Annotated in this window: 23 protein-coding genes and 1 pseudogene; 13 read left to right on the top strand and 11 right to left on the bottom strand. The window is 70.2% G+C overall.

Annotation, left to right across the window (positions count from 1 at the left end):
• Nucleotides 1-301 precede the first annotated feature (301 nt).
• Nucleotides 302-946: a TetR/AcrR family transcriptional regulator gene (locus ACZ4WS_RS23210; protein ID WP_467983122.1), complete on the top strand. Its 645-nt coding sequence runs from the start codon at nucleotides 302-304 to the stop codon at nucleotides 944-946.
• 173 nt (nucleotides 947-1,119) lie between these two features.
• On the top strand, nucleotides 1,120-2,670 hold the full coding sequence (locus ACZ4WS_RS23205) for an MFS transporter (RefSeq protein WP_467983121.1): 1,551 nt from the start codon (nucleotides 1,120-1,122) through the stop codon (nucleotides 2,668-2,670).
• A 184-nt stretch (nucleotides 2,671-2,854) separates the two neighbouring features.
• Here the strand turns inward: ACZ4WS_RS23205 and ACZ4WS_RS23200 are convergent, their stop codons facing one another.
• Complete coding sequence (locus ACZ4WS_RS23200; protein WP_467983120.1) at nucleotides 2,855-3,358, bottom strand: MarR family winged helix-turn-helix transcriptional regulator; 504 nt, start codon at nucleotides 3,356-3,358, stop codon at nucleotides 2,855-2,857.
• A gap of 187 nt (nucleotides 3,359-3,545) precedes the next feature.
• Here ACZ4WS_RS23200 and ACZ4WS_RS23195 point away from each other — a divergent pair, with 187 nt between their 5' ends.
• Nucleotides 3,546-4,373, top strand: coding sequence for a dioxygenase family protein (locus ACZ4WS_RS23195; RefSeq protein ID WP_467983119.1), 828 nt, complete (start codon nucleotides 3,546-3,548; stop codon nucleotides 4,371-4,373).
• A gap of 1 nt (nucleotide 4,374) precedes the next feature.
• On the opposite strand, the gene ACZ4WS_RS23190 is transcribed toward ACZ4WS_RS23195, so the two are convergent.
• Nucleotides 4,375-4,893, bottom strand: coding sequence for a GNAT family N-acetyltransferase (locus tag ACZ4WS_RS23190; protein ID WP_467983118.1), 519 nt, complete (start codon nucleotides 4,891-4,893; stop codon nucleotides 4,375-4,377).
• Between the two features lie 168 nt (nucleotides 4,894-5,061).
• Between ACZ4WS_RS23190 and ACZ4WS_RS23185 the strand changes: the two genes are divergently transcribed.
• The 3 genes and pseudogenes from ACZ4WS_RS23185 (at nucleotide 5,062) to ACZ4WS_RS23175 (ending at nucleotide 8,291) form a co-directional block, all read left to right on the top strand.
• Nucleotides 5,062-6,063 carry a sigma-70 family RNA polymerase sigma factor gene (locus ACZ4WS_RS23185; protein WP_467983117.1) on the top strand — a complete coding sequence of 334 codons (1,002 nt, stop codon included), beginning with the start codon at nucleotides 5,062-5,064 and terminating at the stop codon, nucleotides 6,061-6,063.
• Between the two features lie 529 nt (nucleotides 6,064-6,592).
• Entirely contained in the window at nucleotides 6,593-7,861 is a 1,269-nt protein-coding gene (locus tag ACZ4WS_RS23180) for a TetR family transcriptional regulator (RefSeq protein ID WP_467983116.1), read from the top strand.
• Nucleotides 7,834-8,291, top strand: a pseudogene (locus tag ACZ4WS_RS23175) (SDR family oxidoreductase). Before ACZ4WS_RS23180 ends, ACZ4WS_RS23175 begins: the two are co-directional and overlap by 28 nt.
• Before the next feature lie 200 nt (nucleotides 8,292-8,491).
• Here ACZ4WS_RS23175 and ACZ4WS_RS23170 read toward each other — a convergent pair.
• Nucleotides 8,492-9,487 carry a helix-turn-helix transcriptional regulator gene (locus tag ACZ4WS_RS23170; protein WP_467983115.1) on the bottom strand — a complete coding sequence of 332 codons (996 nt, stop codon included), beginning with the start codon at nucleotides 9,485-9,487 and terminating at the stop codon, nucleotides 8,492-8,494.
• A 62-nt stretch (nucleotides 9,488-9,549) separates the two neighbouring features.
• Here ACZ4WS_RS23170 and ACZ4WS_RS23165 point away from each other — a divergent pair, with 62 nt between their 5' ends.
• From ACZ4WS_RS23165 to ACZ4WS_RS23145, 5 genes are all read left to right on the top strand, one after another.
• Entirely contained in the window at nucleotides 9,550-11,088 is a 1,539-nt protein-coding gene (locus ACZ4WS_RS23165) for an MFS transporter (RefSeq protein WP_467983114.1), read from the top strand.
• Nucleotides 11,089-11,295: 207 nt separating this feature from the next.
• A complete protein-coding gene (locus tag ACZ4WS_RS23160; protein ID WP_467983113.1) occupies nucleotides 11,296-12,057 on the top strand; it encodes a DeoR/GlpR family DNA-binding transcription regulator in 762 nt (253 codons plus the stop codon).
• A 155-nt stretch (nucleotides 12,058-12,212) separates the two neighbouring features.
• Nucleotides 12,213-13,166, top strand: a complete 954-nt coding sequence (gene pfkB / locus ACZ4WS_RS23155; RefSeq protein WP_467983112.1) for a 1-phosphofructokinase — start codon at nucleotides 12,213-12,215, stop codon at nucleotides 13,164-13,166.
• A gap of 289 nt (nucleotides 13,167-13,455) precedes the next feature.
• A complete protein-coding gene (locus ACZ4WS_RS23150; protein ID WP_467983111.1) occupies nucleotides 13,456-15,555 on the top strand; it encodes a PTS fructose transporter subunit IIABC in 2,100 nt (699 codons plus the stop codon).
• A 108-nt stretch (nucleotides 15,556-15,663) separates the two neighbouring features.
• Nucleotides 15,664-15,921: a hypothetical protein gene (locus ACZ4WS_RS23145; protein WP_467983110.1), complete on the top strand. Its 258-nt coding sequence runs from the start codon at nucleotides 15,664-15,666 to the stop codon at nucleotides 15,919-15,921.
• Nucleotides 15,922-16,258: 337 nt separating this feature from the next.
• On the opposite strand, the gene ACZ4WS_RS23140 is transcribed toward ACZ4WS_RS23145, so the two are convergent.
• The 4 genes from ACZ4WS_RS23140 to ACZ4WS_RS23125 all read right to left on the bottom strand — a co-directional run bounded on the left by ACZ4WS_RS23140 (nucleotide 16,259) and on the right by ACZ4WS_RS23125 (nucleotide 20,862).
• Nucleotides 16,259-17,014 carry a DUF6227 family protein gene (locus ACZ4WS_RS23140; protein ID WP_467983109.1) on the bottom strand — a complete coding sequence of 252 codons (756 nt, stop codon included), beginning with the start codon at nucleotides 17,012-17,014 and terminating at the stop codon, nucleotides 16,259-16,261.
• A 157-nt stretch (nucleotides 17,015-17,171) separates the two neighbouring features.
• A complete protein-coding gene (locus ACZ4WS_RS23135; protein ID WP_467983108.1) occupies nucleotides 17,172-18,392 on the bottom strand; it encodes a L,D-transpeptidase in 1,221 nt (406 codons plus the stop codon).
• Nucleotides 18,393-18,597: 205 nt separating this feature from the next.
• Nucleotides 18,598-19,623, bottom strand: coding sequence for a P1 family peptidase (locus ACZ4WS_RS23130; protein ID WP_467983107.1), 1,026 nt, complete (start codon nucleotides 19,621-19,623; stop codon nucleotides 18,598-18,600).
• A 15-nt stretch (nucleotides 19,624-19,638) separates the two neighbouring features.
• Complete coding sequence (locus ACZ4WS_RS23125) at nucleotides 19,639-20,862, bottom strand: low temperature requirement protein A (RefSeq protein ID WP_467983106.1); 1,224 nt, start codon at nucleotides 20,860-20,862, stop codon at nucleotides 19,639-19,641.
• A 183-nt stretch (nucleotides 20,863-21,045) separates the two neighbouring features.
• On the opposite strand from ACZ4WS_RS23125, the gene ACZ4WS_RS23120 reads away from it, so the two are divergent.
• Nucleotides 21,046-21,186 (top strand): hypothetical protein, encoded by a 141-nt coding sequence (locus tag ACZ4WS_RS23120; protein WP_467983105.1) that lies wholly within the window; start codon nucleotides 21,046-21,048, stop codon nucleotides 21,184-21,186.
• A 40-nt stretch (nucleotides 21,187-21,226) separates the two neighbouring features.
• The gene (locus ACZ4WS_RS23115) at nucleotides 21,227-21,409 is read left to right on the top strand and encodes a hypothetical protein (RefSeq protein WP_467983104.1); all 183 of its coding nucleotides are present in this window, start codon (nucleotides 21,227-21,229) and stop codon (nucleotides 21,407-21,409) included.
• Nucleotides 21,410-21,452: 43 nt separating this feature from the next.
• Here ACZ4WS_RS23115 and mscL read toward each other — a convergent pair whose 3' ends face one another.
• From mscL to ACZ4WS_RS23095, 4 genes are all read right to left on the bottom strand, one after another.
• Nucleotides 21,453-21,923 (bottom strand): large conductance mechanosensitive channel protein MscL, encoded by a 471-nt coding sequence (mscL, locus tag ACZ4WS_RS23110; RefSeq protein WP_467983103.1) that lies wholly within the window; start codon nucleotides 21,921-21,923, stop codon nucleotides 21,453-21,455.
• 144 nt (nucleotides 21,924-22,067) lie between these two features.
• Entirely contained in the window at nucleotides 22,068-22,607 is a 540-nt protein-coding gene (locus ACZ4WS_RS23105) for a hypothetical protein (RefSeq protein WP_467983102.1), read from the bottom strand.
• Nucleotides 22,608-22,799: 192 nt separating this feature from the next.
• Nucleotides 22,800-23,678 carry an S-methyl-5'-thioadenosine phosphorylase gene (locus ACZ4WS_RS23100; RefSeq protein WP_467983101.1) on the bottom strand — a complete coding sequence of 293 codons (879 nt, stop codon included), beginning with the start codon at nucleotides 23,676-23,678 and terminating at the stop codon, nucleotides 22,800-22,802.
• 105 nt (nucleotides 23,679-23,783) lie between these two features.
• Nucleotides 23,784-24,107, bottom strand: a complete 324-nt coding sequence (locus ACZ4WS_RS23095; protein ID WP_467983100.1) for an FmdB family zinc ribbon protein — start codon at nucleotides 24,105-24,107, stop codon at nucleotides 23,784-23,786.
• Nucleotides 24,108-24,507 lie beyond the last annotated feature (400 nt).

Genomic DNA, 24,507 nt, shown 5'->3' with positions numbered 1-24,507 from the left:
GCCCTTCGCGCCACGGCAGCCGCCGGTCTCCGACTGCACCCTTGCGATCACCCTGTGTCGACGGCGAGGCGGGCGCGCGCTGGAGGAGCCCGATCGTGGGGTTCCCGCCCGGAGATCCTCCGAGAGGATGTGATGCAGGTCACAAGGGGGGCGGGAAATAACCGGGGATCGTTTCCCCGTTTAGCCATACGTCCGAGCGAAACGGGGAACGAATCCCCGGATCGCAGTGAGTGTCACCAGACCGTGTCAACGGGTGTCAACGGGTCTGCGACACCCATCCGTGTCACCAAAGGAGTACGCCGTGGAGACCGCTACCCCCGAGCAGCGCCGAGTGCCCCGGCCGCGCGCCGATGCCCTGCGCAACCGGGAGCGGATCGTCGCCGCCGCCCGCGAGATGTTCGTCGAGTTCGGCCCCGACGTGCCGTTCGACGAGATCGCCCGCCGGGCCGGTGTCGGCAACGCCACGGTGTACCGAAACTTCCCCGACCGCGACTCCCTGGCGCGGGAGGTCGTCTGCTCGGTCATGGACCGCACGTCGGAGTGGGTCGAGGAGGCAATCGCCCGGGGCGGAGACGCCTTCGAGGCGCTGAGCGGCTTCGTGCACTTCGCCGCCGACGAGCGGATCGGCGCCCTGTGCCCGATGCTCTCCGAGAGCTTCGACCAGAACCACCCGGATCTCGTCGCCGCGCGCGACCGGATCACGGAACTCATCGAGACGCTGATGGCCCGCGCCCGCGAGGCCGGGCAGCTGCGCCCCGACGTCGAGTTCGGCGATCTGATGATCGCCGTCAGCCAGCTCACCAGGCCGCTGCCGGGCACCGCGTGCCAGGGCATCGACCGCTTCGTACACCGTCATCTGCAGCTGTTCCTGGACGGTATGCGGGCTCCGGCCCGCTCCGAACTGCCCGGAGTGGCCGCGACCGTGGAGGACCTGCGACGAGCGTGACCGACCGCCCGGCCGACATGAGCGACCGCCGGGCCGACATGAGTGACCGCCCGACCGATTAATCCAGCGCACAGCGCCAGTCAGAACTCGCACAACGCTTCCGGCCGTCACCGGCGACGAGCCGTCCCTTTTCACTGATTTTTCCGTTACGAAGTCCCGGAGTGGGTATCCCCATGTCTGAAACACGAACGTCGACAGCGTCGAGGGCGTCAGCAGCAACGTCCGACGCACATTCCAACCGCTGGAAAGCGCTCGTCTTCATCGCGCTCGCCCAGCTGATGGTCGTCCTCGACGCGACCATCGTGAATATCGCACTGCCCTCCGCCCAGCAGGACCTGGGGATTTCGGACGGCAACCGGCAGTGGGTCGTCACGGCCTACGCCCTCGCCTTCGGTGGTCTGCTGCTCTTCGGCGGCCGCATAGCCGACCTGTGGGGCCGCAAGCGCGCCTTCGTCGTCGGTCTGGTCGGCTTCGCCGCGGCCTCCGCGCTCGGTGGCGCGGCGCAGAGCGGGGCGATGATGTTCGGCGCCCGCGCTCTGCAGGGTGTGTTCGGCGCGCTGCTCGCGCCCGCCGCGCTCTCGCTGCTCGCCGTGATGTTCACGGACGCCAAGGAGCGCGCCAAGGCGTTCGGCATCTACGGCGCGATCGCCGGTGGCGGCGGCGCCGTCGGCTTCATCCTCGGCGGTGTCCTCACCGAGTACATGGACTGGCGCTGGACGTTCTTCGTCAACATCCCGTTCGCGATCATCGCGGCCGCGGGCGCGTACTTCGTCATCCGTGAGCCCGAGGGCGGCCGCAACCGCTCGCCGCTCGACATCCCGGGCGTCATCCTCTCCACCGTCGGCCTGGTCTCCCTCGTCTACGGCTTCACGCGCGCCGAGTCCAACGGCTGGGGCGACTCCGTGACGGTCGGCCTGTTCGTCGCGTCCGCGCTGCTGCTCGCCGCCTTCGTGTTCGTCGAGTCCAAGGTCAAGGCCCCGCTCCTGCCGCTGCGCGTCATCACCGAGCGCAACCGTGGTGGCGTCTACCTCTCCCTCGGCCTCGCGATCATCGCGATGTTCGGCACGTTCCTCTTCCTGACCTACTACCTGCAGATCGTGAAGGGCTACTCGCCGATCTCGACCGGCTTCGCCTTCCTGCCGATGATCGCGGGCATGATCACGGGCTCCACTCAGATCGGCGCCCGGCTGATGACCCGGGTCGCGCCGCGGCTGCTGATGGGCCCCGGCTTCCTGGTCGCCGCGCTCGGCATGCTGCTGCTGGCCCAGCTGGAGATCGGTTCGTCGTACGCCTCCGTGGTGCTGCCGGCGATGCTGCTGCTCGGTCTCGGCATGGGTACGGCGTTCATGCCCGCGATGTCCCTGGCCACGCACGGCATCGAGCCGCGTGACGCCGGTGTCGCCTCCGCGATGGTCAACACCTCGCAGCAGGTGGGCGGCGCGATCGGTACGGCCCTGCTGAACACGATCGCGGCCTCGGCGACCACCTCGTACATCAAGGACCACATCGCCGGTGCCTCCTCCAAGCCGCAGCAGCAGCTCGTCCAGCTGGAGGGCATGGTGCACGGCTACGCCAATGCGATCTGGTTCGCCGTCGGCATCCTCGTGGTCGCCGCGGCGATCGCCCTGACCTTCATCAACGCCGGTCGCCCGGACATGACTTCGGCCTCCGGCCAGAGTGAGGGCGTCGAGGACGAGGTGAAGGTGCCGGTGGTCGCCCACTGACGGCCCGTACCGCTCGCACTCCGGTACTTCGCGTACGGGTGCTTGGCGAGCGAGTACGTAGCGAACGGGTACTTCGCGTATGGGTACTTCGCGTATGGGTACTTCGCGAACGGGACTTCGCGTACGGACGAGGGGTGGGGACGCCTCGTCCGTACGAATCCCAGGATCTGCCCTGGTTCCGAGCTCAGCGGAGCCAGGGCAGATCCGCGCCCGCTTCCTTCGGCTGGAGCCCCTCGGCGACGATCTGCATGGCCTCGCCGAGGGCCTTCTGCTGTTCGGGCGTGAGCCGGTCGAAGAGGGCCTGGCGTACGGCGGCCACGTGGCCCGGCGCGGCCTTGCTCAGCGTCTCGTAGCCCGCGTCGGTGAGCACCGCGAACTGGCCCCGTTTGTCGGAGGGGCAGTCCTCGCGGCGCACCCAGCCGTTCTTCTCCAGGCGCGCGATCGCGTGGGACAGCCGGGAGCGGGTGATCTTCGCGTTCATGGCCAGCTCGGTCATCCGCAGCCGCCGGCGCGGCGCCTCGGCGAGCTGCACGAGCAGGCCGTAGTAGACGTGCGGCATGCCCGCGTCGCGCTGCAGCTGGCGGTCGAGATGGTCCTCGAGGAGTGTGGCGGCGTGCATGTACGCACGCCAGGTGCGCTGCTCCTCGTGAGTGAGCCAGCGCGGCTGTTCAGCGGATGCCGTGTTCATGTACTCCACTGTACGAGCCCCTTCTTGAATGTTAAACAAACTAGCGGTATGATCGACCGTAGAAGTTGAGACTTCAAGTACATAGATCTGCGAGTGCATCTACGAGTGCATGGATCTAACAAGTGCAGAGATTTAGACTTCAAGTAACTGGTCTTTTGATTGAACCCCTTCGGAGGGAGTCGCCGCCATGTCTGCCGTCACGTCTGTCGCCACCGAGGAGCGTGCCTCGCGGCAGCGCATGCCCGCCCTCTATCTGAGTCATGGTGCCCCGCCGCTCGCGGACGACCCGATCTGGCCCGGCCAGCTCGCCGCCTGGTCCGCCGACCTGCCGCGCCCCAAGGCGATCCTCATGGTCTCCGCCCACTGGGAAGAGGCCCCCCTCGCCCTCGGCGCGGTCGAGACGGTCCCCCTCGTCTACGACTTCTGGGGTTTCCCCGAGCATTACTACCAGGTCCGGTACGCGGCTCCCGGCGCCCCCCAACTCGCCGAGTCCGTACGGAAGCTGCTGCGCGCGCCCGGTACGCCGGTGCAGGACATCCCGGACCGCGGGCTCGACCACGGCGCGTACGTCCCGCTGGTCGAGATGTTCCCCGAAGCCGACATCCCGGTCCTGCAGATCTCCATGCCGACCCTCGACCCGGTCCGCCTGTTCGAGATCGGGCGCAAGCTGGCGCCGCTGCGCGACGAGGGCGTCCTGATCGTCGGCTCCGGCTTCTTCACGCACAATCTCGCGGCCCTGCGGCACACCGGCGGCGGCGTTCCGTCCTGGTCGAGCGAGTTCGACGACTGGGGGCACCGCGCCCTGGACGCCGGTGACGTGGACGCGCTGCTCGACTTCGAGCGCAAGTCCCCGGCGGGCCGGCTCGCCCACCCGCGCACCGAACACTTCGCGCCGCTCTTCGTGACCATGGGCGCGGCGGACGCGGCCGGTGAGCTGGACGGGCCGAGGTCGCAGAAGTCGGTGATCGACGGCTTCTGGCTGGGGATGGCGAAGCGGTCGGTGCAGTTCGGCTGACCTAGAGGTCTTTTTCGTACCAGGCCACATCCCAGTACCGGCCGAACTTGCGGCCCACCTCCCGGTATGTGCCGACGTGACGGAACCCGAAGCGTTCGTGCAGCCGCACGGACGCTTCGTTGGGCTGCGCGATGCCCGCGTAGGCGCGGTGCAGGTCCTCGTCGGACAGGGCCTCGAAGAGGGCCTTGTAGAGGAGCGTGCCGACGCCCCGGCTACCCGCGTCCGGGGCGAGGTAGATGGTGACCTCGACGGAGGTGGCGTAGGCGGGCTTCGCCCGGAAGGCGCTGGATGTGGCGTACCCCAGAATCTGCTGTGAATCCGTGTCCACGGCAACCATCAGACGGTGCGGGCCGTCTTCCGGGTGGGAGAGCAGCCAAGGGCGGCGCTCTTCCGGCGTGAAGACAGCGGTATCGAATGTGATGGGTGTCTCACGTACGTAGTGGTTGTAGATGTCCGTGAGGCCGTCGAGGTCGCTCTCGACTCCCGACCTGACCTGCACCTCTGTACGCTCCGACGGCATCCGGCCTCCCTGCGTGGTCGCACAGGGTACTGCATGATCAGAAAAATCGAAGGGCGGGTTGGGAATTCTGTCCGGATTCCAGTCGTTGTTTCCTTCGGATGCCGGGCACCCGGGAGGGTGAGCCCGAGTCCAGGACCACCCGCAAGCCACCATCGCAAGGGAGCACGCATGGCAACCCGTGCCGTCGCCCGTCGTAAGTCCGCCACCGGCGAGACCACCGACGCGGCACGCAGTGTTCGCGTCGTAGGCGGCGAGATCGCCGACCGCGACCTGGTCGGCATGTACCTCGACGAGATCGCGCGTACGCCACTGCTCGACGCCGCCAAGGAAGTCGAGCTGTCTCAGACCATCGAGGCGGGTGTGTTCGCGCGGCAGATCCTCGACGGCGAGGTCGAGGACGCAAAGGCGGACGCGACCCGCGAGGAGCTCGAGGCGCTGGTCGCCGAGGGCGAGCGGGCCAAGGACATCTTCATCCGCTCGAACCTCCGGCTGGTCGTCGCGGTGGCCCGGCGCTATCCGCGCAGCGGCCTGCCCCTGCTCGACCTGATCCAGGAGGGGAACGCGGGCCTGGTGCGCGCGGTCGAGAAGTTCGACTACCGCAAGGGCTTCAAGTTCTCGACCTACGCGACGTGGTGGATCCGTCAGGCCATCACCCGCTCCATCGCCGACCAGTCGCGCACGATCCGCCTCCCCGTCCACCTGGTCGAGGAGCTGGGCCGGATCCGGCGCGTGCAGCGCGAGTTCAACCGCGAGCACGGGCGGGAGCCGGAGCACGCGGAGATCGCCACCGAGCTCGGTTCGACGCCGGAGCGCGTGGGCGACGTCCTGGACTGGGCCCGCGACCCGGTCTCGCTGAACATGGCGGTGGACGACGACGGCGACACCCAGTTCGGTGACCTGCTTGAGGACACCTCCGCGGTATCGCCCGAGCAGTCCGTGATGACGCTGCTGCGCAGCGAGGAGCTGGACGACCTGATCGGCCGCCTCGACCAGCGCACGGCCTCCATCATCAAGATGCGGTACGGCATCGAGGACGGCCGGGAGCGCACGCTCACGGAGGTCGGCAAGGAGCACGGGCTCACGCGCGAGCGCATCCGCCAGATCGAGAAGCACGCGCTCCTCGAGCTGAAGAAGCTGGCGCGCGACACCGGGTTCGACGCGGCGGCGTGAAGGTCGTAACGAACGCGGTGGCGTCAGAGGCGTAAGGAAAGCGGTGGCGTGAGGGTTGCAGGGGCCGTTCGGGTCCCTTCCCGACCCGCTCGGCGCTTACGTACCGACCCGTATCGACAGGTGTCGGCCACAAGTCGACCAGACATGGCCATCTAAGGCCGCTTTAAAACGCTGGGCTCGGGGCACAAGACTTCAGGGCCCAGGGTTCAGGGCTCCGGCGTACGCCCCCAGCCCCCAGAGCCGAGTCCCGACGCACTCCCCCCCCGCGCCGGGACTCTTCCAGAGCCGAGCTTCGGCGCCTCCCCCCCTGGCGCCGGGGCTCGGCTCCATTTTGTTTCCGGGCCGAGGGGGTGGGGGGGATGAGTGGGCTGTCCCTGCGCAGGTGGGGACGGGGGCGCGGGGCGCGCAGAGATGGGGACGGGCGGGGCGCGCGGATGCTGTTTCCGGGCAGGTCGACGGGCCACCCCGAACCTGAACCCCGGGGTGACCCGGATGGCAGATTCTGCCACAGAGGCATAACCTGCCGTCCGTGACCGGTACCGAACGCGAGGCGACCCCTGCCTCAGCCGACCACGCGCCCTCAGTAGACCGGACGCCTTCCGCCGAACGGGCGGTTTCCGCCGACCGCGCGGCTTCCGTCGAACGCGCGCCCTCCACCGTCCATGCGGCTTCCGTCGAACCAGCCGCCCGCGCCTCAGCAGACCATGCGCGCTCCGCCGACCACGAGCCCTCCGCCGACCGCGCGGCCCGCGCCTCAGCCGTCCACGCGCCCTCAGCCGACCGGACGCTCTCCACGCTCTCCGCCGAACGCGCCCCCTCCGCCGAACGCGCGCGTTCCGTCGATCGCGCGGCCCGCGTCTCTTCGGGTGTCGACGGACTCTCGCTGACCGAGCGGCGTAAGGCCGCCACCCGTATGGAGATCGCGCGAGCCGCGGCCGGGCTCTTCATGCGCAACGGCCTGCGGGCCACCCGCGCCGAGGACATCGCCCGAGCGGCGGGCATCGCGCCGCGCACCTTCTACCGGTACTTCGCGAGCAAGGAGGAGTCTCTCGGCCCCCTCTTCGCCGCGGGTGTCGAGAAGTGGGCCGAGACCGTCCGCGACGCCCCGGCCGACCTGTCCGTCCCCGAGGCCCTGCGCCACGCGGTCGTCGCCACCATGACCCCGGGCGTCGCCGTCAGACGCGAGTCCTGGGAGTGGGTCCGCTCCCTCCTTCGCCTGGCCGAGGGAAGTCCGGCCCTGCTGAGGGTGTGGGGCGAGGAGTGCCAGATGGCTGAGCGGACCTTGGCGGGGGTGCTGGCGGCGCGGATTTCCGCCGCGGCGGGGGACGCCGGACGGGCGACGGGTGCACCGCCTGCCGAGGCGCCCGCGTCGGCGGGCGACACCGCCGCCCGAGCCGGTACGTCCGCACTCGTCAGCCGGGCCACGTCCGGTGACCGCCCTGCTCCGGCCGGCAGTCCTGTCGCCACCGGCACCCTTGTCGCCACCGGCACCCCTGTCGCCACCGGCGGCCCCGCCCCCACCGCCACCCCCGCCGCCACTTCCCGGCGTCGTGCCTCCGCCGACCGTTCCATCCCCGCCTCCAGCCAGCCCCCCTCTTCCCCCGAACCTCCCCCCGCCCTTTCCCCCGAGCTCCGCCTGAGCGCCGCCGTTGCCAGCGCAGCCGTTCGTGCGGCGGTGGAGGCATGGGCGGCCGGGGACGCCGCGGCCGACGGACCGGACGGCCCCGTCGCGCTCGCGGTACGCAATCTCGCAGCCCTTCGTGACTTTCCGTGGAGCGCCGAACGAGCAACGACCTGACCGGCAAGACCATCCTGATCAGCGGCGGTGCCCGCGGTATCGGCGCCGACATCGCCCGTACGGCCGTCGCCCCCGGAGCGAGCGTCGTGCTGGGTGACGTACTGGCCGAGGAAGGGTAGGCCCTGGCGGGGGAGTTGGGCGACGCGGCCTGACGAAGGTCGCCGCGGTGGAGCTCGGCACGGCCAAGGTCCGCGCCAACTCCGTTCACCCTGGCATGACGTACACCCCGATGACCGAGACCATCGGCATCAAGCAGGGCGACGGACACTTCCCGAACAGCCCGATGGGGCGGGTCGGCGAGACCCACGAAACAGCGAAGGTTGTCGCCTTCCTGCTCTCCAACGACTCCGCGTACGTCACCGGCGCCGAACTCGCCGTGGACGGCGGCTGGTCGGTGGGCCCGACGCTCAAGTACGTGACGGGGCGGTGAGGTTGGCGTACACGGCCCTGTGCGTCACGGGGTGCTGAGGGTTCCGTACGTCACCGGGTGGCTAGGTCGCCATACGTCGCCGGGCGTCGAGCTCCCCGTACGTCGCCGGGGGTAGAGGTTCCCGTACGTCGCTGGGCGTAGAGATTCCCGTACGTCGCTGGGCGCCGCTGTTCCCGTACGTCTCCGCACGTCTCCGCACGTCACCACCCGCCGAAACTGGAGTCCTGCTCCGGCCCGCCCGCCGCCCGCGTCAAACGCCCGCCCAACTCCCGTAGAAACCCCACCAGTTCCGTCGGCTCCCGCGCCGTGAACTCGCAGTCCACCATCGCGAGCCGCACCGCCAGCCACTCCACGGAGTCACCGGCGGTCGAGCGCAGCCGGCAGCTGTGGTCGTCGATCGGCTCGGGCGCCCCGAGCCAGGCGGGCAGGCGCGCCGCGACGAACGCGGCGGGCGCGGCGAAGGTGACCTCGAACTCGTACGTCTGCTGCCGTCGGTACATCGACTGCCGCAGATACTCCGCCGCACTCCCCGTCGGCAGCTCGCGCGGCGTGAAGCGGACGCCCGTCGCGAAGGGCTCGGCGACCCGGTCGACGCGGAACGTGCGCCAGTCCTCGCGGTCGAGGTCGTACGCGACGAGGTACCAGCGACGGCCGGTGGAGACGAGCCGGTAGGGCTCGGTCAGCCGCCGCGACGGCGTCCCGTCCCCGGAGCGGTACGCGAACCGCAGCCGTTCCCGCCCGGCGACGCTCGACGCCATCACGGTCAGCGTCTCGGGCGCGATGCTCGCGCCGTCCCCGCTGGTGAGTGGAGTGGTGGCGGCCTGGAGGGTGGACACGCGGTGCCGCAGCCTGCTCGGCAGCACCTGCTCCAGCTTGGCGAGCGCCCGTACGGACGCCTCGTCCACGCCCTCGACGGCGTGCCCGGCACCGGCCCGCAGCCCCACCGCGATCGCCACGGCCTCCTCGTCGTCGAGCACGAGCGGCGGCATCGCCTTGCCCGCCACCAGCCGGTACCCGCCGTCGGCCCCCTTGCTCGCCTGCACCGGATAGCCCAGCTCACGGAGCCGGTCGATGTCCCGCCGAACAGTACGACGAGACACCCCGAGCCGCTCGGACAGCTCGCCGCCGGGCCACTCGCGGGGCGTCTGGAGGAGGGAGAGGAGCTGGAGAAGCCGGGCCGGCGTATCCGTAGTCATGTTTTCCAGGGTGCCGTACATCTAGGACACGATCTGACCTAATAGGGCTCTACCTTCTCCCCATGACCTCCACCGAGACCCCTCTCACAAACCCGGTCGACGGCGCGGCCGCCACGGCGGACCGGCGCCGCTGGTTCGCGCTCGCGATCGTGATGACCGCGGCCTTCATGGACCTGGTCGACGTCACGATCGTCAACATCGCGACTCCGTCGATCCGGCGGGACGAGGGCGCCTCGTTCAGCCAGATCCAGTGGATTACGGCGGGCTACGCGCTGGCCTTCGCCGCCGGGCTCATCACCGGTGGGCGGCTCGGCGACATCCACGGCCGCAAGCGGCTCTTCCTCATCGGCATAGGCGGATTCACGATCGCATCGGCCCTGTGCGGCTTCGCCGCGAACCCGGAGATGCTCGTCGCCTCGCGCATCCTCCAGGGCGGCATGGCGGCGATGATGGTGCCGCAGGTGCTGTCGATCGTGCACGCCACCTTCCCGGCCCATGAGCGGGGCAAGGTCTTCGGTCTCTTCGGCGCGATCGTGGGCCTGGGCGCGGTCTCCGGCCCGCTGCTCGGCGCGCTGCTCACCGAGTGGAACCTCTTCGGCCTGGAATGGCGGCCGATCTTCCTCATCAACCTGCCGGTGGGTGTCGCCGGACTGATCCTGGGCCGCCGCTTCATCAGCGAGTCCAAGGCCCCGCAGGCCCTCAAGCTCGACCTCGTCGGCGTCGCCCTCGTCACGCTCGGCATGCTGATGCTGATCTACCCGCTCACTCGCGGCCAGGAGCTGGGCTGGCCGCTGTGGGGGTACGCGTCGATGGCCGGCGCCCTCGTCGTCTTCGCGGCGCTGGTGGCGTACGAGAAGCGGAAGACGGCGCGGGACGGTTCGCCGCTGGTCGAGCTGTCGCTGTTCAAGGTGAAGAGCTTCGCGGCGGGCATCGCCGTACAGACCGTCTTCGGTGTCAGCCTCGGCATCTTCTTCCTGGTCTGGACGCTGTACTTGCAGGTGGGGCTGGGGTGGAGCCTGCTGCGGGCGGGGCTGACCGGCGTGCCGTTCTCGCTCGCGGTCTCGGCCGCGGCGGGGATGTCGGTGCAGCTGCTCGTCCCGCGGTTCGGACGCAAGGTGCTCCAGGCGGGCGCGCTGATCATGGCGGTCGGAGTGCTCCTCTACATCTGGGAGTCCGAGCGGTACGGGATGGCCATCGCCTCCTGGCAGATGGCGCTTCCGCTGGTGGTCATGGGCGCGGGCATGGGCTTCATCGTGGCCCCGCTGACGGACGCGGTGCTGTCGGAGGTCCCGCGGGAGCACTCCGGTTCGGCGTCCGGGCTCATCAACACCGTGCAGCAGATGGGCAACGCGCTGGGGCTCGGGCTGGTGTCGGTGGTCTTCTTCGGCGAGATCGGCGACCGGCTGACCCCGGAGCAGGTGGGCCCGGCCTTCGTGAACGGCTTCCAGCACGCCCTTGGCTGGGTCGCGGCGGTGCTGATGGCCATCTTCCTGCTGATGTTCGCGCTTCCGAAGCGGCCGGCGCAGCATGTGGAGGGCGTGGACGCCTCATCGGCCGAGGGTGAGGGCGAGGCCATGAAGGAGCCCGAACTCGTCGGCTGAGCCACCGTTGACTCGGTCGCAAGGGGCCCGGCACCGCAGGTGCCGGGCCCCTTTTCCTTGCCTCTTTCCTTGCCCCTTCTCCCACCCTCCCCGGGCTCAAAGTCCGTTCATGCCCGAATCACGCCCGAACCTGTTTACTTTCCGGAAATCCGGGCGTAGCCTCCGAGTGAAACCACAGGTTCGGGCATCAGTCGGAGGCGAACGGACATGTACGCACCGGAGCGGCAGCAGGAGATCCTCCGGCTGGCCCGTGACGGCGGCCGGGTGGACGTCGTGTCACTGGCGGAGGAGTTCCAGGTCACCGCTGAAACGATCCGCCGGGACCTGAAGACCCTGGATCGCGCGGGCCTCGTACGCCGGGTCCACGGTGGTGCCATACTCGCCGGGCGCCTGGACTTCGAGCCGGACCTCGCCGAGCGCGAGTCCACCATGGCCGACCTGAAGGACCGCATCGCCCAGGCCGCGGTCGCCGAGCTGCCGAACGAGGGCACGGTGATCCTGGATGCCGGATCGACGGCAGCCCGGCTCGCCGCCGCCCTTCCGCTCGACGCGATGCTCACCGTCGTCACCCACAGCCTGCCGATCGCGGCCCGCCTCGCGGACCACCCCGGCATCCAGCTCCACCTGGTCGGGGGGCGCGTACGACACCGTACGCGCGCCGCCGTGGACGCCTGGGCGCTCCGCGCGTACAGCGAGATCCGCGCCGACGTGCTGTTCATCGCGGCCAACGGTTTCTCCGCCTCGTACGGACTGACCACCCCCGACCTCGCCGAGGCCGCCGTCAAGCGCGCGGCCCTGCACGCCGCGCGCCGCGTGGTGCTGCTCGCCGACTCCTCCAAGCACGGCCAGGAGCACTTCGCCCGCTTCGGCGACCTGAGCGATGTGGACCTGCTGATCACCGACCGCGGCCTGAACCCCGAAGACGCCGCCGTCATCGAGCGCGGCGGCACCGAGGTGCTGTGTGTATAGAGCGGTAGCGGGCACGGAAGTACCTGCGTAAAGAGCGCAAAGAACGTAAAGAGCGCAAAGAACGCAAGAGCGTAAAGAGCGGCAAGCGGCACGGAAGTGCTGTGTACAGAGCGGCAAGCGGCACGGATGTGTCGAGTGTTGAGAAACGAGTGCGCATGATCCTCACCGTCACCCCCAACCCCTCCCTCGACCGTACGTACGAGGTCCCGTCGCTCGACCGCGGCGAGGTCATCCGGGCCACCGGCGAACGCATGGACCCGGGCGGCAAGGGCGTGAACGTCTCGCGCGCGGTCGCGGCCGCCGGGCAGCGCACCGTCGCCGTCCTGCCCCTGGGTGGTGCGCCTGGAGCACTCGTCGCCGACCTGCTCGACGCGCAGGGCATCGCGGTCGCGCCGGTCCCGGTCGCCGGAGCCACCCGCTCGAACATCTCGGTCGCCGAACCCGACGGCACGATGACGAAGATCAACGCGCCCGGTCCCGAACTCTCCGCCACCGAGGCCGAACTGCTCCTCGAGACGGTGCGGCAGCAGTACCGCTCCGGCGACACCGAATGGATCACCTGCTGCGGCAGCCTGCCGAGGGGGCTCGCGCCGTCCTGGTACGCCGATCTCGTCGCGCGGGCGCACGCGGCGGGCGCCCGGATCGCACTGGACACCTCGGGCCCCGCGCTGTTGGCGGCGCTCAGTGAGTGCCCGGACGTCGTGAAGCCCAACGCCGAGGAGCTCGCGGAAGCCGTCGGGCGCCCTCTCTCGACGGTGGGCGACGCGGTGAAGGCGGCCGAGGAGTTGCGCGAGCTGGGCGCGCGCGCCGTGCTCGCGAGCCTGGGCGCCGACGGGCAGTTGCTCGTGGACGCTGCGGGCGCCTGGTTCGGCAGCGCGCGGGTGGATGCCGTACGCAGCAACGTGGGCGCCGGCGACTCCTCACTCGCCGGTTTCTTGATCGCCGGCGGCAACGGCCCCGAGGCGCTCGCCTCCGCCGTCGCCCACGGTGCCGCGGCCGTCCAGCTCCCCGGCAGCGTGATGCCGGGCCCGGCCGACCTCGACCCCTCCGCCGTGACCGTCACGTCGGAGATCCCGATGGACCGCGTACTGACGGAGCCGGTGTCATGACCGCGCGACCCACCGGGCCCACCGGACTCGGACTCGGACCCGGACCCACCGGGTTCACCGGGCCCCAACCCCCTGGACCGGCCCTGAAGCGGCGGGGTCTCCCCTTCCCCGCCGCAGCCATACGGAGGCGGGACCTGCCCGGTCCCACCGCCGGGAGAAGGCGAGGTTTCCCCGACCCCGCCTCCACCACTCACCTCACCTCTGTCCCCTGTTCCATCCCCTCTGTCACCCCCGTCCCCACCCCCGCCCACCAGTCCCCCCGGGCGATACGCGTGCGAAGGAGCCCGCGATGAGCGAGATGATCACCGCGGACCTGGTCGACCTCGACCTGTCCGCCGATACGAAGGAAGCGGCGGCACGAGCCCTCGCCGAGCGCATGGTGTCCCTGGGCCGGGTGACCGACCTCGACGGCTTCCTCGCCGACGTGGCCGCCCGCGAGGCCCAGATGCCGACCGGTCTCGACGGCGGCATCGGCATCCCGCACTGCCGGAGCGCACACGTCACCGAGCCGACGCTCGCCTTCGGGCGCAGCGCGGCCGGGATCGACTTCGGCGCGCCGGACGGACCCGCCGACCTGATCTTCCTGATCGCCGCCCCGGCCGGCGCGGACGACGCCCACCTCACGATCCTGTCGTCCCTCGCCCGCCAGCTGATGAACGCCGAGTTCACGTCCGCGCTGCGGGCCGTGAACGACGCGGCGGCCGCGGCAGCGCTCATCCGCGGGGAAGAGCCCCCGGCGGCCGCGGCCGCCCCCCAGGACTCCGTGGCGGAGTCGAACGCGGCGGCCTCCGCCGGCACCGCCACGGACGGCACGGCCCCGGTGCCGGGAGCGACCGTCGAGGACGGACCCGCCCCGGCGCCGGGCGCCACCGATACCTCCGACGAGCGTCCGTTCCGTATCGTCGCCGTCACCTCCTGCCCCACCGGCATCGCGCACACCTACATGGCGGCCGAGTCGCTGGAGAACGCGGGCCGCGAGGCGGGCATCGAGGTGGTCGTCGAGACACAGGGCTCGGCCGGTTTCACCCGGCTCGACCCGGCGGTCATCGCGGCCGCGGACGGCGTGATCTTCGCCCATGACGTGCCCGTACGGGACAAGGACCGCTTCGCCGGGAAGCCGACGGTCGACGTCGGCGTTAAGGCGGGCATCAACCGTCCCACCGAGCTGATCTCCGAGGTCCGCGGCAAGGCGGAGCGCGGCGAGGTGACGTCGGGAGCCGCGCCCGGCACGCCGGTGGAGCGCGCCGGCGAGTCCGGTGAGGGCTACGGCACCAAGCTGCGCAAGTGGCTGATGTCCGGCGTGAGTTACATGGTCCCGTTCGTCGCCGCAGGCGGTCTCCTCATCGCCCTCGGCTTCGCGATCGGCGGCTACAAGATCAACAAGGCGCCGTCGGTCATGGACCACTTCCTGTGGACCCAGGCGGACAGCTGGGGCGCGCTGTTCTTCCAGATCGGCGTCGTCTCCTTCGGCTTCCTCGTCCCGGTCCTGGCCGGCTACATCGCGTACGGCATGGCGGACCGGCCAGGTCTCGTGCCCGGCTTCGTCGGCGGCGCGATCTCCCTCACCATCAACGCCGGATTCCTCGGCGGTCTGGCCGCCGGTCTCATCGCCGGTGGTGTGGTGATCGGGATCCAGAAGGTCAAGATCCCGGCGGCGTTGCGCGGCATCATGCCGGTGGTGGTGATCCCGCTGATCTCGGCGGCGATTGTCGGATTCCTGATGTTCGTCGTCATCGGCAAGCCCATCGCCTCCGCCCAGAAGGGCATGACCGACTGGCTGAACGGCCTCACCGGCACCAACGCCATCCTCCTCGGCGCCCTGCTCGGCCTGATGATGTGCTTCGACCTCGGCGGCCCGGTCAACAAGGTCGCGTACACCTTCGCCACCGCGGGTATCGCCGTCGCCAGCCCCAGCGACTCGGCCATGAAGATCATGGCCGCGGTGATGGCGGCGGGCATGGTCCCGCCCCTGGCCATGGCCCTGGCGACGACCGTGCGCGGAAAGCTCTTCACCCAGACCGAGCGCGAGAACGGCAAGGCCGCCTGGGTGCTGGGCGCCTCCTTCATCTCGGAGGGCGCGATCCCGTTCGCGGCAGCCGACCCCCTGCGCGTCATCCCCTCTGCCATGGTGGGAGGCGCGGTCACCGGCTCCCTGTCGATGGCCTTCGGCGCCACGCTGCGCGCCCCGCACGGCGGCATCTTCGTGGTCCCGCTGATCGGCAACCCGTTCCTCTACCTGATCGCCATCGCCGCGGGCGTCTGCGTCACCACCGCCCTGGTCGTCGTCCTGAAGGGCCTGCGCAAGCAGAACCCCGAGGGCGTCACCGTGGACGTCGCCGACGCTCCGATATCGGCCCAGGCCTCCTCGAAGGAGCCGATCGCGGCCTGAACGGCCAACCACTCGCCCCTTTAGGGCAGCTGTGAGTTTTTCACCGCATCTGCGAGATGCGTCACGGTCCGGGACCAAAGTCCCGGACCGTGGTGTCTACTGGGGCGCATGCCTGAGCACGTGTCGATCCTCCAGTTGATAGGCGTCGCCGCCCTCGCCCTGGCGACCGTCGTCTGGGTCGTCGGCCTGGTACGCCTCCTGCGCCGGGACCGCTTCGAGGCCGCGGTGAGGCGCTATGGCGACACGCTTCGGGCCCTGCCTCGCCAGCGCCAGTCCGGCCCCGTCGCGGAGTCCGTGGAACTCACTCCCGAGGAGCGCGCCGCTTTCGCGGGCCTGGTGCGCCAGTTCAGCGACAGTCGCTCGTAGCGCCTCGCAATGCCTCGTAGCGCTGGTACACGCCGCGCCCGCAGTGGGCGCCGCCCGGCGCTCCAACCGAAGCCCACGCCCGGCGCTCACAACCACCGCCCGCGCCCCTACCAGGCGCCCGGCGCCCGCAACCGATGCCCGGAACCGGTACCCACTGCCCATGACGGGCACCCGCGCAGACCCACTCTCACCAGCCCCGGCGCACCCCATGCCGCGCACGCTCGGCGCGCGCGAAGCCGCGCGCTCCAGCGCGACTGAAAGCCTGCGCCCGGAGCGCACGCGCACGAAGTCCCGCACCCCGGAGCGTCTGGAGTGTCCGGAGGCGCATGCGCCGATGTCAGCCGAGTCGCGCCGCGCGCCGCTCCATCGCGTCCCGCGCCGCGTCCTCCGTCGTGTACACCTCGCACATGTGCCGCCGGTCCGGTGTGGCCGTGTGCTCGACCTCCCACAGGGAGATCTCCCGCCCGTCGCGCAGCAGGAACGCGTGCTCGTAGAGGGAGAAGCACAACCCGGCCTGGCCCTGGCCCGCGCGGCAAGGGCGGCCGAACGCCTGGGTGATCTGATGCGCGAGCGCGTCGCGCAGCAGCAGCGTCGTGATGTCGGCCCCCGGCACGTCGGGGTTCTCCGCCCGCCGCAGCAGCCGGCGCGCGTGGTCCGCCGAGTCGTCGGGCACGTACGCGTGGCGCGGCTCGGGGATCGGCGACAGCTGCACCATCACGGGCAGTTCGAAGTCGGGCGCGTCCGGCGGCAGCGGGAGCCGGGCCGTGGCGGTGCGCAGCTCCTCCTCGTCGACGTACACCTCGTGCTGCGGATCGCTGCCGGGCGCCGTGTTGTGCACGAGCTCCCACAGCGTGACCGCTGAGCCGTCGGCGAGCAGCCACGTGTGCCGGTACGTCTCGCGGTGCAGCCCCGCGCTGTGGTGCGCGGAGTGCAGCGAACTGTCGTGCGCCAGCGCGCAGTCGAGCCGCCGTATCGTCTCGTCGGGCAGCTCGAAGGAGTTCAGGGCACGACCGAGGAGTCGCGCGAGATGCTCCTCCGGAGACTCGGGCGACTCGGGTGGCTCGTACGCTGCTGTCTCGTACGGAACGCTCAAGGTTTCTCCCGGCGTTGCTGCATGTCACCTTGTGGGTGCATACCGTAGCTCCTCGGTCGGACATCATGTCCGCGAACCGAGAAAACGTACGGACGGAAAACGAGCGGGCCGCGCGGCAAGTTCCCACGCGGCCCGTGCGGGCTTCAAAAGGCCCTCGTCAGACGGCACTTCCCGCGGTCCACGCGCTCCACGACAGGTTCCAGCCGTTGAGCCCGTTGTCCGGCGCGACCGTCTTGTCGGGGGAGTTCTTGACCGTCACGACGTCCCCGATGAGGGAGTTGTCGTAGAACCACTTGGCGGTCGTGTCCCCCTGCGCGCCCTGCACATCGGCCAGCCCCACACAGCCGTGGCTGGTGCCCTGCCGGCCGAAGGGCGGATTCCCGCGGTTGTACCAGTAGTTGCCGTGAATGAACGTCCCCGACGACGTCAGCCGCATCGCGTGCGGCACGTCCGGGATGTCGTACTCGCCGCCGTAACCGACCGTCGAGCCGTTCATCCGCGTCTGGACGAACTTCTCCGAGATCACCATCTGCCCGTTGTACGTGGTGTGCTGCGGGCTGCCCGCCGAGATCGGGACCGTCTTCAGAGTCTTGCCGTCACGCACGACCGTCATGGTCTGCGTGTTGACGTCGACCGTGGAGACCTGGGAGCGCCCGATGGTGAAGGTGACCGTCTTCTTCTGCACCCCGTAGACGCCGTTCGCGCCCTCCACCCCGTCCAGGTCGATCTTCATCGTGACCTTGGAACCGGCCTTCCAGTACTCCTCGGGCCGGAAGTCGAGCCGCTGCGCCCCGAACCAGTGCCCCACCACCTGCTGCCCGCTGCTGGAGCTGACCGTGATGTGCGACTGCACGGCCTTCTTGTCGCTGATCACCTTGTCGAAGTTGAAGGAGACCGGCATCCCGACGCCGACCGTGGTGCCGTTGTCGGGCGTGTACGTGCCGATGAAGCTGTTGCTCGAGGAGACCGTCGTGAAGATGGAGTTGGCGGCGGAGGTCCGCCCGCTCGCGTCCTTCGCGGTGGCCGAGATCTGGTACTTCGTGCCGCGCTCCAGCTGCTCCTTCGGCTTCCACGCGCCGCCGTTCGCGGATATCGCCCCGGCAACGGCCGTCCCGGTCCCGGCCACCGTCATCTTGACGTCGGTCAGCTTGCCGTCGCTGACCTTCACCCCGGTCGCGTTGATGGACGCGCTCGTCGAACCGTCCTTGGCAGAGATGACGATCTTCGCCGTGGATGTCTTGGTCGCGTTCTTGCTGTCCTTGCCGCTCTTGCTGTCGGCGTTGGCGTTGCCGCCGCAGGCGGTGAGGGCGAGGGCGCCGACCATCAGGGCGGCACAGGCCCCCAGTGCGCGCCGCGCTGTTGTGTCCGGCGTTGTCACGGGCTGCTCCAGGTTTCGTGATGTGCGTGATCCGCTCCAGTGCGTGGAGAAAGAGCGAACCGCGGCGGGAAGGGTTCCCTCCGCCCGCGCGCAACGCCATCACGTGACAGAACCGGGACAATCGCCCAACGCCCGCCCCTGGCAGCCCTCCTGGCCGCCGACTCCTTGGCAGCCCCCTGGCCGCCGAGCCCGTGGCGGCTTCCGGCTATCTGCCCCCGTAGAGCTCCTCGTACGACGGCCACACCCCGCCCGGCCCGTCCACCGACTCGGCCGCCCGCACCGCCCGTACGATCGCCCGCGTCACCTGGTCCGCGCCCGCCGCGAGGATCTCGTTGAGCGCCAGGGGGTGTTCGTCGAGTGGCCGGTCGCCTGTGGCCAGCGCGAACACCGTGTCCCCGTCGTTCATCAGATGCACCGGCCGCACGGCGCGCGCGATCCCGTCGTGCGCCGTGCCCGCCAGCTTGTGCGCCTGCGCGCGCGTGAGGTCGGCGTCGGTGGCGACGACAACGAGCGTGGTGTGCAGCGGGGGAGAGCCGTTCTTCGCCGCGGCCTCGGTGAGGCGCTGCCGAGCTGCCTCGTGCACCTTGATCGACGGGTACGCCGTACGGTCCTGCAGCAACTCCCCGTACAGCGCCCCCGTTCCGGGCTCCATCGCGGACCCCGCGGCGTTGGCCACCACAAGCGCGCCCACCGTGATCCCGGAGTCGAGCACGGCGCTCGCGCTGCCGACCCCGCCCTTGAGCTGCCCGATCACAGCACCCGTCCCGGCGCCCACGCACCCTTCCCGCACCGGGCTGCCCGGTTCGCTCGCGTCCGCGGCCTCGACCGCGGCCCGGCCGAGGGCGGCATCCGGTCTGGCCCGGAAGTCGCCCCCGCGGCCCAGGTCGAAGACGGCGGCGGCGGGCACGACGGGTACGACGTGCGCCGGGTCGGCGCTCACCCGCACTCCACGTCCGCGCTCCTCCAGCCAGGCCATCACTCCCGACGCCGAGTCCAGCCCGTACGCGCTGCCGCCGGTCAGTACGACCGCCTCGACCTTCTGCACCAGGTTCCGCGGATCCAGCGCGTCGGTCTCCTTGGTGCCGGGGCCGCCACCGCGCACATCCACGGCGGCGATCGCACCGCCCTCGGGAGCGAGCACGACCGTGGTGCCGGTGAGCCAACCGGCAACGGTTCGTGTCGCATGCCCCACTCGCAGGCCCGCGACATCCGTCAGCGCATCAACTGTCATGGCCCCAGTGTTCCCTTACGCGGGTCTCGCCCCCTCCCGCGTGACCATCCGTGCCGTCAACGTCACCCCGACCACCACCGCCAGCGCCGAGACGATGCCCGCCGCGAGCACCGCCCAGCCGCCCAGGAAGGTGCACATGATGACGAGCAACGCGGTGGTCGGCAGGACAAGCTGCTGAGCGATGCCCACTTTGAAGTGACGCGAGTGCAGCGCCCACACCGTGAGGAAGTAGAGCGCCGTCGGCAGCGTCACCGCGGCGGACGCGGCCAGCGTCGAGATGTGCGCCTTGCCCACCGCCTGCTCGACCGCGATCTCCAGACCCGCACCGATCGCCGCGGCCGAGGCGAAGATCAGGTAGTGGCCGTACCCCCACAGGAACGCCTGTGCGTTGGATCGCAGATGCCCATGGATGGGCACCACGAAGTAGATCCACCACGCGGAGAAGACGATCAGCAGCCCGCCCGCGGCGATCGGCAGCAGTTCGCCCAGCGCGTCGTTCTCGTCGACGCCCGACTTCACGGCGACCGTGGCCGCGGCGATCGTCTCGCCCAGCACGATGATCGTGAACAGGCCGAACCGCTCGGAGATGTGGTGCGGATGCCAGGACGTCGTGAAGTCCTTCTCCGCGAACAGCGGTACGCACAGCTCCGCGATCGCCATCACCAGGAACACCCAGGGCCGGCCGTGTTCCGGCAGGACCAGCAGCCCCAGCCAGCCGACTTGGCACAGCAGCACGCCGCCCGCGTACCGCAGTGCCATGGTTCTCTCGGCCCCTTCGGTGGACCGAGCCACTCGCAGCCACTGCGCGATCATCGCGAACCGCATGATCGCGTAGCCGAGCCAGACGAGCAGGAACGCGTGGTCCTCGAACGCTCGGGACACCCCGGCCGCGAGCACCAGCACTCCGGCGATCTGTACCAGCGTGACCACCCGGTAGAGCGCGTCGTCGTTGTCGTACGCGGAGGCGAACCAGGTGAAGTTCATCCAGGCCCACCAGATGGCGAAGAAGACCATCGCGTAGTTGAGGATGCCCTCGCCCGCGTGCCCCTCGGCCACCGCGTGCACCAGCTGGACGCCCGCCTGGGCGATGGCCACGACGAAACACAGGTCGAAGAAGAGCTCCAGGGGCGACGCGACCCGGTGCGCCTCGTCGCGGCCGCGGGCGGTCATTCTGCGCAGCGGCCCACGGCCGGCCGGCCGTGGCGTCGCGGCGGAATCGGAAGGGGAACTGGACGTCATATGGCCAAGCACAGCAGAAAAGTCCCGGAAATTCTTGTGAATGCGTTCACAAGCGGACCTGGGGTCAAATTCCCGAAGGGATGACCAGGTCAGACGAGGCAAGGGGAGCCGCGCCCGCCGGGCAGGAGGACCTTCGGTCTCCGACCGGGGACCAATGTGGCAGCTCGGCCTTCCCTCGCGGGCGTGCAATGGATTCGTATCCCCGCGATGTTCGCCAACATCTCCGTCACCAGCGCGCTGTGGCTGTTCATCGGCTTCTACGCCACCTGTCTCGTCGTCTGCTGGTGGTTCTGCGCCCGTCCCGGCGCCGAGGCCCCCGGCTGAGCCGGGGCGGGCCGCCACCCCCTCGGCGTACTCTGGACGCATGAGTACCGCCCCCGCTCCCGAACCGCGCGATCCGAAATCGGCGCTGGTCTTCGACGACCCGCTGAGCCAGCAGTCCTCGGACGACACGGACCGTGGGTGGGGCGAGCGGGCCGACAGCACCGGTGACAGCGCGGCCGACCTGAAGCGCTTCCTCGACGAGAAGCCGCCCCACCACCTCTGAGCCCGGCCCGCGAGTTCCTGGGCCCGGGCCCAGAGCTTCGCCGTCAGTCCTGGCTGTGCCCCGAACCGCGCTGCGCCACGAGGGCGTCGCGGATCTCCTTCAGCACCTCCAGCTCGCTCACCTCGATGACCTCCTGCGTGCCCTCCTTCGCCTTCTGCCGGGCCGCCTGGCGCGCCAGGTACTTGGACATCGGCAGGACCATCAGGAAGTAGACGACGGCCGCGGTGATCACGAAGCTGAGGGTCGCGCCCAGCACCGAACCCCACATGATCCTGATGCCCGTCGCGGTGTCGCCGCTGCCGGTGCAGGGGCTTTTGAGGCAGGAGCTGTAGCTGTCGAGGTTCTGCGTGCCGATCGCGCCCACGAGCGGGTTGATGACGCCCTTCACCACCGAGTTGACGATGTTGGTGAAGGCCGCGCCGATGACCACCGCGACGGCCAGATCGACGACGTTGCCACGCATCAGAAAGGCCTTGAAGCCTTCCCAGACGCCGGGTTGCTTCTTCTCGCTCACCAAGAGACCCCTCTGCACAAGTTGTGGAACAAACAGCTCCGCAACCTACGGCAGGGCGTGCCGGACCTGTCCAATTCGGAAGCTCGATCGAGAGACTTGACACCGATTCGTCACCGAGCGCGGCGTCACCGCCGGTCGCGTCGCTCAGCACAGCGTCACCGCCAGCCGTGCGGTCGCGCTCGCGCCGGCCAGCCGGGCCGCCGACGCTCGCGGGACGGAGAGGACGACCAGCGCCCCGCTCTCGGTGGCAGTGACGTCCGGCACCTCGGTCACGCGGGCCCCGGTCGCGACCACCCTGGCCTCGCCGCCGCTGTCCGCCGCGACCACATCGACCCGGTCGCCCGGCCGCAACAACCGCACCGTGGCCCCATCGGCGATCCGCACCGGCGCCGTCACCATCTCGACGGCGCGTCGCTCGCGTACCGGAGCGGAAGCGGAGGTGGCAGAGGAGGTGGCAGCGGGCGACGGATGACCCCGCGCCCCCTCGGCCTCACGAGGGCCCGCCGCGACAAGTGCTGCCGCCGTGACCGCCAGCCCCGCGGCGACGGCCCGCCTCCGGTGCCGTACGAGACGCCGTAGCCGGTGCCGCGCGCCTCGCACCCGTACGGGCGCGAAATGCGGCACCTCGCACGTGGGAGGAGTGTCGGCGCCGGGCGGGCGTACGAGAGGAGAGAGCTGTGCCATGGTGACCACCACCTGTGACGAGAGATCGGCTTGCGATCCCACGATGAGGCCTCGCGGCGAAGCCCGTCGGAGCCCGTGGACTACCGACGGGTTGTGGACAACTCCCTCACTCGAACGAGAAGTTCCGCAATCCCGTGACCACAGCCGTGACCACTGCTACGGCCACGACCACTGCTACGGCCGTGACCACTGCTACGGCAGCGCGAACCCCGGATCCATGCCACCCAGCGCCGTCGTGCACAGACAGTCCCGCGTCCCGTTCCCCGGCAGCGCCGCGACCGCGTCGAAGAGCACACCCCGCAGCCGGTCCACATTCGCCGCGAACACCTTCAGCACCTCGTCGTGCGAGACGCCCTCACCGGTCTCGGCGCCCGCGTCGAGGTCGGTGACGAGGGTCAACGACGTGTAGCAGAGCTCCAGTTCACGGGCGAGCGCGGCCTCGGGGTGGCCGGTCATGCCCACCACCGACCAGCCCTGCGCCTGGTGCCACAGCGATTCGGCACGGGTGGAGAACCGCGGTCCCTCGATCACGACGAGCGTGCCGCCGTCCACCGGTTCCCAGTCCCGGCCGCGAGCCGCTTCGAGGGCCGCCTTGCGCCCGACGGGGCAGTACGGGTCGGCCAGCGACACATGCACCACGTTCGGCACCGTGCCGTCCGGCAGCGGCAGCCCGTCGAAGTACGTCTGCGTCCGCGCCTTCGTACGGTCCACCAGCTGGTCCGGGACGAGTAGCGTCCCTGGCCCGTACTCCGGGCGCAGTCCGCCCACCGCGCAGGGTCCGAGGATCTGGTGTGCGCCGACGGAGCGCAGCGCCCACAGGTTGGCCCGGTAGTTGATGCGGTGCGGCGGCAGATGGTGGCCGCGGCCGTGGCGGGGCAGGAAGGCGACCCGCCGCCCGGCGATCTCGCCGAGGAACAGGGAGTCGCTGGGTGGCCCGTAGGGGGTGTCGACCTGTATCTCGGTCACGTCGTCGAGGAAGGAGTAGAAGCCCGAGCCGCCGATCACACCGATCTCGGCCCTGGCCGCCGGCTGCTCGCCGGCCGGGCTCGCTGGGTTCTCCGTGTTCGCCATGAACCGCACCCTAGCCGGGCCGGGAAACGCCGAAGACCCCGCCGTCGTATGACGGCAGGGTCCCGCAAGGCCGAGCCTTACTAGGCGTTACGCGGCGGACAGGTCCTACGCGGCGGAGCTGCTGCTGGACGAGCCGGTGCCCGACGACTTCGAGTCCGACGAGGACGACGAGGTCGATGACGACGAGGTCGATGACGACGAAGCAGAAGAGGTCGACGGCTTCGACGACGCCGGCGAGCTGCTCGACGAGGAGCTGCGGCTGTCGTTGCGGTAGAAGCCGGAGCCCTTGAAGACAATGCCGACGGCCGAGAACACCTTCTTCAGGCGGCCACCGCAGTTGGGGCACTCGGTCAGGGCATCGTCGGTGAACTTCTGCACCGCCTCGAGGCCCTCGCCGCACTCGGTGCACTGGTACTGGTAGGTCGGCACTTGTCTTCCTCCTGGCACTCTCACTCAATGAGTGCTAACGATCGTCAATACTAACCTGTGCGGCCAGCGAATGGAGTAACGTGCGTCACCTGCCCTCGGGCAGCGGTCAGGGCTTGACCGTCATGAGGGCCGTCGTGCCCAAGTGAGAAGCTGCGTCAGCGGCGGAGTCACAGTGACGTATTCCGCGAGAGAAATCACGTCACATCTCACCGATCGCGGCAGGTTCGCGATGGGCCGCGGGGGGGGGGGGGGGGGGGGGGGGGCGGAGGGGGGGGGGGGGGGGGGGGGGGGAGGGGGGGGGGAGGGGGGGGGGGGGGGGGGGGGGGGGGGGGGGGGGGGGGGGGACGCAAAAAACAACCCACAACCCAATCCCACCCCCCTACACACCCCCCCCCCCCCC

The sequence above is a fragment of the Streptomyces sp. NPDC029292 genome, from assembly GCF_055569295.1.
This window is presented reverse-complemented; position numbering and strand designations above follow the sequence as displayed.